This window comes from Streptomyces sp. NPDC110618, assembly GCF_055657065.1.
Window position 1 is genome coordinate 47,636 of record NZ_JBVKBN010000014.1, and the last position, 13,559, is coordinate 61,194.

Consider the following 13,559-nt stretch of genomic DNA (forward strand, 5'->3'; position numbering starts at 1 on the left):
CCGGCATGTGGAGAATCCCCCCGGTACAGGGGAGGGTTCGTGGATGTTTTCGGGTGCGCCCGGTGTGATGCGCCGCTGACGGCCGCGGTGTCCCGGGTCGCGTTACCCGTGCACGCCCATCACTCGTCCTGGCACGAGCTGCTGCCGCCGCTGATGGAACAGGGCCTCTACGCCGTCGACCCGCTGCCCTCGGGCCCGCCGTACCGGCGCTGGGAGGAGGTCGGGGAGGCCGAGGCCGTCGCCCGTGGCGTGTACGCGCCGGAGTACTCGGTGTCCTTCGGCGCGGCGGGCCGCATCGCCGTCGCGCCCGGTGACTCGCGCGGCACGGTGGTGATCCCGGAGCGTTGCGACGGGTACTGCATGGGCCTGGACGGCAGGGACGGGCCCAACCTGGCCTGTGGGCGGTGCGGGTCGGCGGTGGGCACGCGGGTGGACGACTGCGGGCTGTGGCAGGCGGTGTGGCTGGAGCCCGACGCGGTACGCCGTGTCCCGCTGGACGACGGGTCCGATCCCGCGCCCGAGGTGCGGGCCCGTCCGCCGATCGAACCGTGCGGAGGCTGGGACGGGCGCTGGGTGGCGGCGGTCGCGGTGGCGTTGGCGCACCTGGTGGTGGCCGCGGAGGGTGATCCCGTGACCTTCCCGGCGGGCGGCCTGCTCGCGGAGACGTTCGCGCGCGGGGCCGAGCGGGTGCTGCCGGGGCCGGTGCGGAAGTCGGTGGGCCTGGCGGGTCCGGGCGTTCCCGTCGCCGGTGACGACATCGTCCTGGTCCCCCGGGACCCGGTGACGGGTGAGCCGTGGCGGCCCGAGGCGGAGGTCCCCGTGGCCCCGTTGTCCGCCGAGGTCTGGGCCCACCTGACCGAGCCCCCGGAGACCTCGCCCCTCCCGGCTTCGGGGACGCTCCCGCCCGGGGTCCTCCGCGACGACTACCCCCTGCCCCCGCTCCCCGGGTACTTCTTCGAACCGGACCGGCGGATCTTCCTGAGTGCTCTGGCCCGGCACCCGGCTGTACGGCGGCCGCGGATCCGGGCGGTGTACGACCGGGTGGCGGCGGGTCGGCACCCCCTTTGTCTGTAGCGGGAGTGAGGCGGGTTCATCTGTAGCGGGAATGGGGCGGGGACCGGCCCTGTTCTGGCAGGTCACCGGCCCGTCGGCGTGATCGCTCACAGCGAACAAAGGCTCGGGAACAATCCGCGGCCGTCATGCATTGAGTCGACATAACTCAACTTGACTGCCGAAGGGGAGATCATGGCTTCGACGTCCATCCCGCTCACCCTGCCCGTGTTGCCCCTCGACGACGAGGTCGTGCTGCCCGGGATGGTGGTCCCGCTGGACTTGAACGACGGGGATGTGCGCGCCGCCGTGGAGGCCGCGCAGGCCGCCGCCCGCAACGCGCAGGGCAAGCCCCGTGTGCTGCTGGTGCCGCGCATCGACGGCACGTACGCGAGTACCGGTGTGCTGGGCACCGTGGAGCAGGTCGGACGGCTCGCCGACGGTGACCCGGGCGCCCTGATCCGGGGCCGGGAGCGGGTGAGGATCGGCGCCGGGACGACCGGGCCGGGTGCCGCCCTGTGGGTCGAGGGCACCGTGGTCGACGACCGCGCGCCGGATCCGCTGCCCGGGAATGTCGTGGAACTCGTGAAGGAGTACAAGGCGCTCGCCACCTCATGGCTGCGCAAGCGCGGCGCCTGGCAGGTCGTGGACCGGGTCCAGGCCATCGACGACGTCTCGGCGCTCGCCGACAACTCCGGCTACTCGCCCTTCCTCACCACCGAGCAGAAGGTGGAGCTGCTGGAGACCGCCGACCCGGTGGCCCGGCTGAAGCTCGCCACCCAGCACCTGCGCGACCACCTCGCCGAGCAGGACGTCGCCGAGACCATCGCCAAGGACGTCCAGGAGGGCGTCGACAAGCAGCAGCGCGAGTTCCTGCTGCGCCGCCAGCTGGAGGCCGTGCGCAAGGAGCTGCGCGAGCTGAACGGCGAGACGGAGGGCGAGGAGTCCGACGACTACCGCGCCCGCGTCGAGGCCGCCGACCTGCCGGAGACGGTCCGCGAGGCGGCCCTGAAGGAGGTCGACAAGCTGGAGCGGGCCAGCGACCAGTCCCCGGAGGGCTCCTGGATCCGCACCTGGCTGGACACGGTGCTGGAGCTGCCGTGGAACGAGCGGACCGAGGACTCCTACGACATCCAGGGCGCCAAGGCCGTACTGGACGCCGAGCACGCCGGGCTGGAGGACGTGAAGGAGCGGATCACCGAGTACCTCGCGGTGCGCAAGCGGCGCAGCGAGCGCGGTCTCGGTGTCGTCGGCGGGCGGCGCGGCGGTGCCGTGCTCGCCCTGGTCGGTCCGCCCGGTGTCGGCAAGACCTCGCTGGGCGAGTCCGTGGCGCACGCGATGGGCCGCAAGTTCGTCCGGGTCGCCCTCGGCGGCGTCCGGGACGAGGCGGAGATCCGCGGCCACCGCCGTACGTACGTCGGTGCGCTGCCCGGACGGATCGTACGGGCGATCAAGGAGGCCGGTTCGATGAACCCGGTCGTCCTGCTCGACGAGATCGACAAGGTCGGCTCCGACTTCCGCGGCGACCCGGCCGCGGCCCTGCTGGAGGTCCTGGACCCGGCGCAGAACCACACCTTCCGCGACCACTACCTGGAGGTCGAGCTCGACCTGAGCGACGTGGTCTTCCTCGCCACCGCCAATGTGCTGGAGGCCATCCCGGAGGCCCTGCTCGACCGGATGGAGCTGGTCCGCCTGGACGGCTACACCGAGGACGAGAAGGTCGTCATCGCACGGGACCACCTGCTGCCGCGCCAGCTGGAGCGGGCGGGCCTGAGCGGGGACGAGGTCGCCCTCGACGAGGGCGCGCTGCGCAAGCTCGCCGGCGAGTACACCCGTGAGGCGGGCGTACGGAACCTGGAGCGCTCCATCGCCCGGCTGCTGCGCAAGGTCGCCGCCCAGCACGAACTGGGCGACCGGGAGCTGCCGTTCACGGTGACCGGGGACGACCTGCGCGGTCTGATCGGGCGCCCGCACCACGTGCCCGAGTCGGCGCAGGACCCGGCCGAGCGGCGTACGGCGGTGCCGGGCGTGGCCACCGGACTCGCGGTGACCGGAGCCGGCGGCGACGTGCTGTTCGTGGAGGCGTCCCTGGCCGACCCGGAGACGGGCGCGGCGGGTCTGACGCTGACCGGGCAGCTCGGTGACGTGATGAAGGAGAGCGCCCAGATCGCGCTGAGCTTCCTGCGCAGCCACGGCGCCGAACTGGAACTGCCGGTCGGCGACCTGAAGGACCGGGGCGTGCACATCCACTTCCCGGCGGGGGCGGTCCCCAAGGACGGCCCGAGCGCGGGCATCACGATGACGACGGCGCTCGCCTCGCTGCTGTCGGGCCGGCTGGTCCGCACCGACGTGGCGATGACCGGTGAGGTCTCCCTGACCGGCCGGGTGCTGCCGATCGGCGGCGTGAAGCAGAAGCTGCTGGCCGCCCACCGCGCCGGGGTCACTACGGTGATCATCCCCAAGCGCAACGAGCCCGACCTCGACGACGTCCCCGCCGAGGTGCTGGACAAGCTCGACGTGCACACCGTGACCGATGTGCGCCAGGTCCTGGAGCTGGCGCTGTCCCCGGCCACGCAGGGGGCACAGCCGGAGGTTCCGGTGGCGGCGTGACGGACGCTGCCGGAAGAGGGCGCAGGCCCGGGTTTCGTGAGGGAGGCCCGGGCCTCCGTCGTGCCGTCAGCCGTAGGCGAGGGCTTGCACCCGGTCCAGGGCGCCGTTGAACCGGTCGTGGTCGCCGACGGTCGGGCCGGTCGAGGTGTACTGCCACATCGTGTAGTACGCCCAGCCCGCGGGGAGCGTCCCCACGGTGGCGGCGTACCGCGCGATCCACAGCGGGTTGACGGCGCCGAAGCCGGAGTAGTCGCCCGTGCACTGGGTCCACCAGCTGGTGGCGGTGTAGATGACGGCGTCCCGGCCGGTGCGGGCCTTGTACCGGTTCAGGAAGTCACGGATCCAGGTGACCATGGCGCTCTGCGACTTGCCGTAGCAGGCGGCGCCGTACGGGTTCCACTCGATGTCCAGGGCGCCGGGCAGGGTCCGTCCGTCACGGGACCAGCCGCCGCCGTGGTCGACGAAGTAGTCGGCCTGGGCGGCGCCGGAGGCGGTGTCGGGGGTGGCGAAGTGGTAGGCGCCGCGGATCATGCCGGTGGTGTAGGAGCCGTTGTACTGCTGCGCGAAGTAGGGGTTGGTGTAGTAGGTGCCCTCGGTGGCCTTCACGTAGGCCCATCGCACGCCGCTGCTCCAGAGCGTGGACCAGGCCACGTTGCCCTGGTGGGAGGAGACGTCGACGCCCTCCGTTTGGGTGACGCGGGTGTCCCGGGGCAGTCCGTGGACGCCGTCGTGGGACGCGACGCCCATCCCCATGTACGCGGAGCCGCGGGCGGGGGTGGTTTCGGCGGCGGAGGCCGGGGGAGTGGGGGTGGCGGCGAGGGTCAGCGAGAGCGCGGTCAGCAGGAGTCCGGTCAGGACGAGTCGGAACGGTCCGGGTCTGTGCACGGGCATAGCGTGCCTCCGAAGGATCGGTGACGCACGGTGGGGAGACCTGGGGAGTGGGGGGGTACCGGCCCGGGACGGGGGTGGCGGGTCGCCGTTGGCCCGCTGTTGGCCCACCGCCCGACAATGCTGGCGTGAGCATGCCAGTCGGGGCCTGTTGAAGACGCTACGGACGTGCGCCGACCGGTGGAAGAGGCCCCGGAGGCTGCCGTTGGTCTACGCCTGAGAAATACTGACGGAGCTGCGGCGATGACGGCATGTGACGGAAACTTTCAGTACAGGGAAACCGAGGCAGGGGCTGACGTGCGCGAAGAGGGAATCGACGACGGTCGCCGGGCCGGGTCCGGGGGGTCCGCCGGACTGCCCGGACAAGGCGCCGACCCGCCCGAGTTCCTGTCCCTGGAGCGGGAGTTGACCGTACTGCTGCGGCGCGCCCGGGCCAGCCAGGGCGAGATGGCCCGGGAGGTCCACCCCGACCTGGAATCCGCCGCGTACGGTCTGCTGATCCGCCTCGACGAGTGCGGGCGCCAGCGCGCCACCGACCTCGCCGCCTACATCGGCGTCGGCAAGGCGACCATGTCCCGTCAGCTGCGCGCCCTGGAAGACCTCGGCCTGGTGGCCCGCGAGCCGGACCCCGCCGACGGCCGGGCCTGGCTCGTCCACCTCACCGAGGAGGGCCGCGGCCGGGTGAGCAAGGTCCGCGAGGCCCGGCGCGCCCGCTACGCCCGCCGCCTCTCCGGCTGGGACCCCCGCGAGGTCGCGGAACTGGCCCGGCTGCTCCAGCAGTTGAACCAGGAGATGGAGGGGCAGGGCTGAGCGGCCCTCGGTCGCACAGGTCCGCGGTGCAGCGGACCCTGCCGTCCTGGTGAACTGCTCGGCCCCGACCCGCACTCCGTGCCCGCGGTGGCCGTGACCCTCGTCAAACGGCCTCCCGGGCGCTGTACGCGTGGGTGGCGAAGCCCTGCGCACTCCGTGCCCGCGGCGGTGGCCGCGACCCTCGTCGAACGCAGCCTGGGTGCTGTACGCGTGGGTGGAGAAGCCCTGCGCGCGCCGCTGGACCAAGCCCCGCCGCGAGACCGTACCGGCACGCGGGAAGCCGGTCGCCGTCGGCTGGTTCGGCCCGGTCACAGCTCCACGAAGACGACCGTGGCGTCGTCGTGGGTCTTGCTGCGCCCCAGGAACACGCGCTCGGCGTCCGCCCGTTCCAGCGCCCGCACCCGGTCCACCAGCGCCTGGGCGCCTTCCTTGCGGACGACGTCCAGGCAGGCGGCCCAGTCGCCCTCCCGGAACCGGTCCACCCAGCGCGTGGCGCCGTCCGTCAGCGCGGCCAGCGCCCGTACCCCGGACCGCGGCAGTGTCCCGGTCACCGCGCGTGCCGCCACCGAGGGATCGGCGGCGGCGGTGAAGAAACCGCCCTCCCGGTTGCGCAGATCGGCGTCCACCAGCGTGTCCGTGGCCAGCGCGGACCGCGGCAGCCGGGCGAGCCGGTCGTCGGCGTACGGCGTCACCGTGCCGTCCGGCGCCCGCACCAGCAGGGTCGAGTCCGACAGCACCAGGTACTCGACGGACTCGGGCGACCAACGGGCCAGGACGACGGTTGCCTGCGGGGTGCGCGGGTGAGAAAGGTCACAGGTTCCGCGGTGTGCGTCGGCGGTCCGGGCGAGCGCCCGGGACAGGACCTCGGCAAGCGGAACATCGGGCAGGGAAACGGTCAGTTCGGTCAGCGCGCCGCCCAGGCGCGCGGTGAACCAGGGCACCGAATGCAGACACCCCGTGCCACCTCGTGGCGGGGTCACCCCGTCCAGGACGACCACCGCGCCACCCTGTCCCGAAGCGGGCAGCGCGACACTCGCGAAGTCCTCGTTGGGGCGGGCCGGATCGCCCGGTTCCGAAACAAGTTCCGTGCGCATCCGGCCAGTCTGCACGAGCCCTTCACAAGGTTCGCCAAAGGCTGGCAATACTCGCGCGATTGGCGCACTCGCGCAGGTCAGGCGCCAGGTTTGGGTCGTAATGCTGCCCGGCGCGCAGACGTGGTGGCGAATATTGCCACCGCCCGCCGCAGACGTCCAACCGGCCCGCCGTTGGCCGCCACGGTCGACACCTCGGTAACTTGCCCACCAACTCCCCTCCGGGGTTCACTCCTTCGGGTGGCGGGTCAGGTGATGCGCGAGAACCGCCCACCGGCACTGGTTGGGTCGGGAAGCGTACCGGGCGTATGCGCCATGTGACGGAGCGTCACCCGGGCCCATGGGTATCACGAGTTACGGAATGCGAGCACCGGTGCAGAAGACGCGGCCTCGTCGCTCAGGCAAGCAGACGGCCTCCGCAGGGGGTCCGGAGCACACGCCCGGCACCACGGCGGGGACCGGCCCCACACCGGCCGGCCGAGGCCGGCCCACCCATGTACGCAACCGGCTCATCGTCGCCGTCGCCGTGGTCGCCGCCGCTATCGCCGCGGCCGGCGCCCCCTCGATCGTCACCGCCTCCGCGCAGCTGCACGACACCCAGGACCTGGTGACCCTCTCCGAGCAGACCGAAAACGCCCTCGCGCTCGCCCACTCGCTCGCCGACGAACGCGACGAGGTCACCTCCTACGTCGCCGCCGGCCGCCCCAAGGCCAAGGCGCCCTCGGAGCAGCGCAGCGCCCGCGTCGACCGGCTGGTCGAGGAGTTGCGCGCCGACCCCGACATCCCCGCCTCCCTGCGCACCGACCTGGACGAGATCGCCGCCCTGCGCAGAGCGGCGCTCACCGGCAAGAGCAGCGCTCTCGACACGCACAAGGCGTACTCGACCGCGCTGACCGAACTCCACCGCCTCGCCGAGCAGCTGGCCGAGGAGATGCCGCCGCGCGCGGGCTCCGGCGCCTACGCCCTCGCCGAACTGGACACCGCCGTCCAGCAGGCCGCCTCCACCCGCGGACTGCTGCTCGCCGCGCTCAGCGTGCCGCGCACCACCGAGACCGTCATCGACACGGTCACCGGACTCCCGCGCCAGGTCACCGGCTCCGCCGACGCCAAGCAGGTCGACGCCCTCACCGCCGCCGCGCAGGAGGCGCGGCTGCGCTCCGACGCCGCCCTCGCCGACTTCCGCGCCACCGCGCCCAAGGAGTCGGTCTCCTCCTACGACTCCACGGTCACCGGCCCCGAGGCCGAGACCGCCCAGAAGTACCTCGCCTCCCTCACCGACCAGCCGACCCTCTCCGACGCCGAACTCGGCACCTCGCTGAAGAAGCTGGACGCGGCCCTGTCCGCCCGCGTCGACATGATGCGCGGCGCCGAGTCCGCCCTGCACGACCGGCGCACCAAGGACCTCGCCCAACTGCGCGACGAGGACGTCACCGAGCTGGAGATCCGGATCGCGATCCTCGGCGTGCTGGTGCTGCTCGCCATCGGCGTCGCCACCGGCATGGCCCGCAGCCTCACCCGCCCGCTCGCCGTGCTGCGCCTGGGCTCGGCCCGCCTGGCGGGCGCCGCCGACCTGTCCGCGGAGGAGCCGGTGAAGTTCACCGGCCGCAAGGACGAGTTCGCCAAGGTCGTCGACTCCGTCAACGCCCTGCACGCGCAGGCCGTCGCCCTGCACGAGCGGGTCGCGACGCTGGAGTCCGACCGCAAGCACCTGGTGGGCCAGCGTCAGAAGATGGCGGACGCGCGCGAGGACCTGCGCAGCGAACTCGCCGAGTCGGCGGCCCAGTTGGAGCGCCTGCGCACCAGCATCGGCTCCACCTTCGTCAACCTCGCCCTGCGCACGCTGGGCCTGGTGGAGCGCCAACTGGCCGTCATCGAGGGCCTGGAGGAGCGGGAGCAGGACCCCGACCGCCTCGCCACCCTGTTCAAGCTGGACCACTTCGCGACCGTCATGCGCCGGCACAGCGAGAACCTGCTCGTCCTCGCGGGCACCGAGCACGTCCAGCACAGCGCGGGCCCGGTGCCGCTGGTGGACGTGGTCCGGGCGGCGGTCAGCGAGATCGAGCGGTACGAGCGCGTCCGTATCGCGGCCCTGCCCCCGCACGCCCACATCGCGGGCTTCGCCGCGGACGACCTCTCGCACCTGCTGGCCGAACTGATGGAGAACGCCACCGCGTTCTCCCCGCCGGAGGCGCCCGTCGAGGTCTCCGGCTGGCTCCTGGAGAACGGCGAGGTCATGCTCTCCGTCCAGGACGAGGGCATCGGCATGACGGACGACCGCATGTCCCGCCTCAACGCCCGCCTCGCCGAGTTCGACCCCGAGGTCGCCTACGACCAGGAGGGCGAGGACGGCCTCGGCCTCGGCCTGTACGTCGTGGCCCGCCTCGCCCACCGGCACGGCGTCCGCGTCCAGCTCCGCGACCAGAAGCAGGGCGGCATCGCGGTGGTCACGGTCCTCCCGCAGACCCTCCTGGCCACCGCCGCCACCCCGCAGGCCCCGACCACGGTCCCCGGCGCGGACGCGGAGGCCAACTCCAACGTCCTGCACGGGAGCCGGGGCAAGGGCGACCGGCTGGTGGAACTGGCGGAGAAGGCGTTCGAGGAGGCGGGGCCCGAGGCCGAGCCGGAGCCCGAGGCTGAGGCCGCGTCCGAATCCCCGGCCGAGACGACGATGGAGCTTCTCCTTCCGGAGAAGCAGGCGAAGCAGGAGCAGTCGGAACAGCCGGATCAGTCGGATCAGCCGGATCAGCCGGATCAGCCGGAGGCTTCTGCCGACCACGCCCCCTCCGCCGAGCACACCACCCCGACCACGGACCCCGAAACACCCGGGGTCCCGCACCAGCCCACCAAGCAGCCGATAGCCGCCGGGACCGGCACCGCAGTCGGGACCAACACCGCAGTCGGGACCGACACCGAAGCCGAGACCGAGCACTCCCGCCCCACCGAGGAGCTGCTCACCGACAAGGGGCTGCCCAAGCGCACCCCGAAGATCACCGCACCACAGGAACCGCCCCGCCAGCGCCGCGGTTCCGTCGACGCCGAAGCCCTCCGCAGGAGGCTGGGCGGTTTCCGCCGGGGGGCGGAGGCCGGCTACCGCGACGTAGAAGCAGAAATCGCCGAAAAGACGGGCCAGAACAAGGCACCGCAATCCGAAGAAGCCACGGGGGGCACAGTCGAGGAGGCAAGCAGTTGACCGCGCCGAGTACCTTCGGACTGAGCAGTGAAGCCCGCAACCTGCACTGGCTGCTGACCAACCTGGTGGAGGAAGTCCCCGGCATCGAATCCGTCGCCGTCGTCTCCTCCGACGGCCTGCTCCTGCTCTCCTCGGACCCGGGGCGCAACGAGGAGGCGAGGGAGAAGCGCACCGACCGCCCCAGCGGCCCCCGCGGCTCCTCCGCCGACCTCGCCACCGTCGTCTCCGGCATCGGCAGCCTCACCGTCGGCGCCGCCCGTCTGATGGAGTACGGCGGGGTCAAGCACACGATGATCGCGATGGACGAGGGCAGCCTGTTCGTGATGTCCATCAGCGACGGCTCCCTGCTCGGCGTGCACGGCTCCGCCGACTGCGACATGAGCGTGGTCGCCTACCACATGGCCCTGTTCGTCGGCCGCGCCGGACACGTCCTCACTCCCGAACTCCGCAGCGAGCTGAGGAAATCCCTGGAAGCCGAGTCGACCGGGAGCCCCCGATGACCAGTGGCAGTCCGAAGAAGCTCCCCGTCCGCGGCGCCGACCGCAAACCCGCCCGGGTGCGCCCGTACTCCCTGACCGGCGGCCGTACCCGCTTCGGCCACGTCCTCCTCGTGGAGACCTTCGTCGCCGCGCTGGAGGCCCCGGAGGGCCGCAAGGAGCTGGAGAATGGTTCCCTCAACACCCGGGTGATGCCGGAGGCGCGGGCCATTGTCGAACTGTGCCGCCGTATGCGCACGGTGGCCGAGATCGCCGCGCTGCTGAGGATGCCGCTGGGCGTGGTCCGCGTGCTGCTCAGCGACCTCGCGGACCAGGGAAAGATCCGTGTATACGGCACCGGCACCGGTCATGGCACCGGACGTCCGGACCGCGCTCTGCTCGAAAGGGTGCTGAGTGGACTCCGTCGTCTTTGAAGACTCCGACAGAGAACTGAAGTCCTGGCAGACGGACCGCACCCGGGCCCCCATAGCCACGAAGATCGTCGTGGCGGGCGGGTTCGGCGTCGGCAAGACCACGCTGGTCACCGCCGTCTCGGAGATCACGCCCCTGCAGACCGAGGCGCTGATGACCGAGGCGAGCGAGGAGACCGACGACCTCAGCGCCACCCCGCAGAAGCTGACCACCACCGTGGCCATGGACTTCGGCCGCATCACGCTCGACGACGACCTGGTGCTCTACCTGTTCGGCACGCCGGGCCAGCAGCGGTTCTGGTTCATGTGGGACGACCTGGTGCGCGGCGCGATCGGGGCGGTGGTGATGGCCGACACCCGGCGCCTGAAGGACTGCTTCCCGGCGCTGGACTACTTCGAGAGCTGCGGGCTGCCGTACGTCGTCGCGGTCAACCACTTCGACGGCAGCGAGCGGTTCGAGCCGGAGGACGTGCGCGAGGCGCTCACGATCCCGAAGCACATACCCGTCCTGATCATGGACGCGCGGGTCCGGATCTCGGTGGTCGAGACCCTTCTGGCACTCGTGGGCCACGCCCTCGACGAAACACCCGAGTAGACCCGACCCGTTTCCGCCAGACCCCCAGCCCGACGCACCCCGAATCCGATCAAGGAGCCCCACCCGCATGCGGAAGATACTCGTCGTCGGGGCCGGCCAGTCCGGCCTCCAGCTCGCCCTCGGACTCCAGTCGCACGGGTACGAGGTCACCCTCATGTCCAACCGGACCGCGGACGAGATCCGCACCGGCCGGGTCATGTCGACGCAGTGCATGTTCCACACCGCGCTGCAGCACGAGCGCGATCTCCAGCTGAACTTCTGGGAGTCCCAGGCCCCGAAGATCGAGGGGCTCGGCGTCTCGGTGGCGGCACCCGGCTCCTGGGCCGAGGGTCCGGCGGCCCGCGCGATCGACTGGGTGGGGCACCTGGACGGGTACGCCCAGTCCGTGGACCAGCGGGTGAAGATGGCGGGCTGGATGGAGACCTTCGCCCAGCGCGGCGGCCAGCTGGTCATCCACGGCGCGGCCGTCGGCGACCTGGACTACTTCTCCCGTACGTACGACCTGGTGCTGGTCTCGGCGGGCAAGGGCGAGCTGGTGTCCATGTTCGCCCGGGACCCGGAGCGCTCCCCGTACAGCGAGCCGCAGCGCGCCCTCGCGGTCGCCTACGTGCACGGCCTCGGCCCGCGCCCGGAGCACCCCGACTTCGACGCGGTCCGCTGCAACCTGGTCCCGGGTGTCGGCGAGCTGTTCATCATGCCGACGTTCACCACTTCCGGGCGCGCCGACATCCTGTTCTGGGAGGGCATACCCGGCGGCCCGCTGGACGTCTTCAACGACGTCAAGGACCCGCGGGAACACCTCTCCCTGACCCTGGAACTCATGGAGCGGTACACGCCGTGGGAGTACGCGCGGGCGACGGACGTCGAACTGACCGACGCCGGCGGCACCCTGGCCGGGCGGTACGCGCCCACGGTCCGCAACCCGATCGGCCGGCTCCCCGGCGGCGGCCTGGTCCTCGGCGTCGCCGACGTGGTCGTCGCCAACGACCCGATCACCGGGCAGGGCTCCAACTCCGCGTCCAAGTGCGCGGCGGCGTACCTCGCCTCGATCCTCGAACACGGTGACAAGCCGTTCGACGAGGAGTGGATGCAGGCGACGTTCGACCGGTACTGGGAGATCGCCCAGCACGTCACCAAGTGGACCAACGCCATGCTCGCCCCGCCGCCGGAGCACATCCTGAACCTGATCGGCGCGGCCGGCGAGCTCCAGCCCGCGGCGGACCGTTTCGCCAACGCCTTCGACAACCCGGCGGACTTCGAGAACTTCTTCTACGAGCCCGAGAAGACGGCCGCCTACCTGGCCTCGCTGTCCTGACCTCCGGACGGCGGAGTTCCGTCCGGACGCACGGCCCCCAGGATCGGGTACGACGCGATCGGCGACACCCTGATCCGCTCACCGGTCCTGGGCGCCTCGACGACCTCACCCTCACCCAGATACATCGCCACGTGCGTGGCGTCCCGGTGGTAGACGACGAGGTCACCGGGCCGCAGCTCGTCCAGCGGCACCTTCGGCAGCCGGGCCCACTGCTCCTGACTGGTCCGGGGGACCGGGGTCCCGGCGTGCTCCCAGGCCTGTGAGGTCAGCCCCGAGCAGTCGTACGTACGAGGCCCCTCGGCGCCCCATTCGTAGGGCTTGCCGAGCTGCCGCAGCGCGTAGTTCACCGCCCGCTCGCCCCGCCCGGAGGCCGGCCGCTCCGGCCCCAGCGCCCCGGAGGCCACGACGTCCTGCTGAGCCGCCTCCACTCCTTCCCTTTCCAACTCGGCGATGTCGTCGAGCTGTTCAGGGGTGAGGGAGGCAAGCAGCTCCTCCACGTCGGACAGCCGCCCCCGGACCTCGTCCCGGTCCTCCTTCTGCCGTTCGGCGAGGGCGAGCTGCTTGTCGAGGGCGGCACGGGCCTTGCGGGCCAGGGCGTCGGCCTTCTTCTCACTCCCGGCCAGCCGCCCCACGGCCTGGGCCCGCTCCCGGGCCAACTGCCCGATCACATGCCCCTGATCGAGCGCGTGCTGCGGAGACCGGGCGAGCAGCAGTTGTACGTAGGTGGAGATCTCGGTACTGCTCTGGTACTGCTGCCGGGCGAGCCGCCCCGCCGCACCCCGGCTGTCGTGCAGGGAGAGCCGCACCCGGGCGAGTTCCCCGTCCAGGCGCTTCACCTCGGCCCGCTGCCGCTTGAGCCGTTCCTCGGTGGCGTTGTAGGTCTCGGTGGCCCGCTCCGCCTCCCGGTACAGCCGCTGAAGATCCGTCAGCAGGCGTGCGACGGTGGGTTCGCCGGGTTCCGGCGCGGCGGCAGCGGGAACCGGTGCGAGGACGGTGCAGGCCACCGTGGCGGCCGTACACACCAGACGCAGAAGCCTTCCTGACACGTCATCACCTCCGGCACGGGCAGCCCCTCTGCCCCGCACCGCGAGCATCGAACGCCC

11 protein-coding genes are annotated in these 13,559 nt (G+C 72.0%); 8 read left to right on the top strand and 3 right to left on the bottom strand.

All coding sequences use genetic code 11. The features are described from left to right. Window positions 1-108: 108 nt before the first annotated feature. Complete coding sequence (locus ACZ7L7_RS23500; protein WP_472077016.1) at window positions 109-1,074, top strand: hypothetical protein; 966 nt, start codon at window positions 109-111, stop codon at window positions 1,072-1,074. A gap of 171 nt (window positions 1,075-1,245) precedes the next feature. Next, window positions 1,246-3,660, top strand: a complete 2,415-nt coding sequence (lon, locus tag ACZ7L7_RS23505) for an endopeptidase La (RefSeq protein ID WP_472077018.1) — start codon at window positions 1,246-1,248, stop codon at window positions 3,658-3,660. A gap of 66 nt (window positions 3,661-3,726) precedes the next feature. On the opposite strand, the gene ACZ7L7_RS23510 is transcribed toward lon, so the two are convergent. Beyond that, window positions 3,727-4,551, bottom strand: a complete 825-nt coding sequence (locus tag ACZ7L7_RS23510) for a lysozyme (protein ID WP_285510147.1) — start codon at window positions 4,549-4,551, stop codon at window positions 3,727-3,729. Between the two features lie 309 nt (window positions 4,552-4,860). On the opposite strand from ACZ7L7_RS23510, the gene ACZ7L7_RS23515 reads away from it, so the two are divergent. Further along, window positions 4,861-5,358, top strand: a complete 498-nt coding sequence (locus tag ACZ7L7_RS23515; RefSeq protein WP_453607431.1) for a MarR family winged helix-turn-helix transcriptional regulator — start codon at window positions 4,861-4,863, stop codon at window positions 5,356-5,358. Between the two features lie 308 nt (window positions 5,359-5,666). On the opposite strand, the gene ACZ7L7_RS23520 is transcribed toward ACZ7L7_RS23515, so the two are convergent. After that, the gene (locus ACZ7L7_RS23520; RefSeq protein ID WP_471591911.1) at window positions 5,667-6,452 is read right to left on the bottom strand and encodes a hypothetical protein; all 786 of its coding nucleotides are present in this window, start codon (window positions 6,450-6,452) and stop codon (window positions 5,667-5,669) included. Window positions 6,453-6,810: 358 nt separating this feature from the next. Here ACZ7L7_RS23520 and ACZ7L7_RS23525 point away from each other — a divergent pair, with 358 nt between their 5' ends. From ACZ7L7_RS23525 to ACZ7L7_RS23545, 5 genes are all read left to right on the top strand, one after another. Next, window positions 6,811-9,639, top strand: a complete 2,829-nt coding sequence (locus tag ACZ7L7_RS23525) for a sensor histidine kinase (RefSeq protein ID WP_472077020.1) — start codon at window positions 6,811-6,813, stop codon at window positions 9,637-9,639. Next, entirely contained in the window at window positions 9,636-10,139 is a 504-nt protein-coding gene (locus ACZ7L7_RS23530) for a roadblock/LC7 domain-containing protein (RefSeq protein WP_285510144.1), read from the top strand. Before ACZ7L7_RS23525 ends, ACZ7L7_RS23530 begins: the two co-directional genes overlap by 4 nt. Continuing rightward, complete coding sequence (locus tag ACZ7L7_RS23535; RefSeq protein ID WP_093724954.1) at window positions 10,136-10,549, top strand: DUF742 domain-containing protein; 414 nt, start codon at window positions 10,136-10,138, stop codon at window positions 10,547-10,549. The genes ACZ7L7_RS23530 and ACZ7L7_RS23535 overlap by 4 nt, the downstream gene beginning before the upstream one ends. Continuing rightward, a complete protein-coding gene (locus ACZ7L7_RS23540; protein ID WP_285510143.1) occupies window positions 10,530-11,141 on the top strand; it encodes a GTP-binding protein in 612 nt (203 codons plus the stop codon). The genes ACZ7L7_RS23535 and ACZ7L7_RS23540 overlap by 20 nt, the downstream gene beginning before the upstream one ends. Window positions 11,142-11,208: 67 nt before the next feature. Beyond that, window positions 11,209-12,456 carry a styrene monooxygenase/indole monooxygenase family protein gene (locus ACZ7L7_RS23545; protein WP_285510142.1) on the top strand — a complete coding sequence of 416 codons (1,248 nt, stop codon included), beginning with the start codon at window positions 11,209-11,211 and terminating at the stop codon, window positions 12,454-12,456. Here ACZ7L7_RS23545 and ACZ7L7_RS23550 read toward each other — a convergent pair. After that, entirely contained in the window at window positions 12,435-13,502 is a 1,068-nt protein-coding gene (locus ACZ7L7_RS23550; protein ID WP_453607404.1) for a C40 family peptidase, read from the bottom strand. The genes ACZ7L7_RS23545 and ACZ7L7_RS23550 overlap by 22 nt on opposite strands. Window positions 13,503-13,559 lie beyond the last annotated feature (57 nt).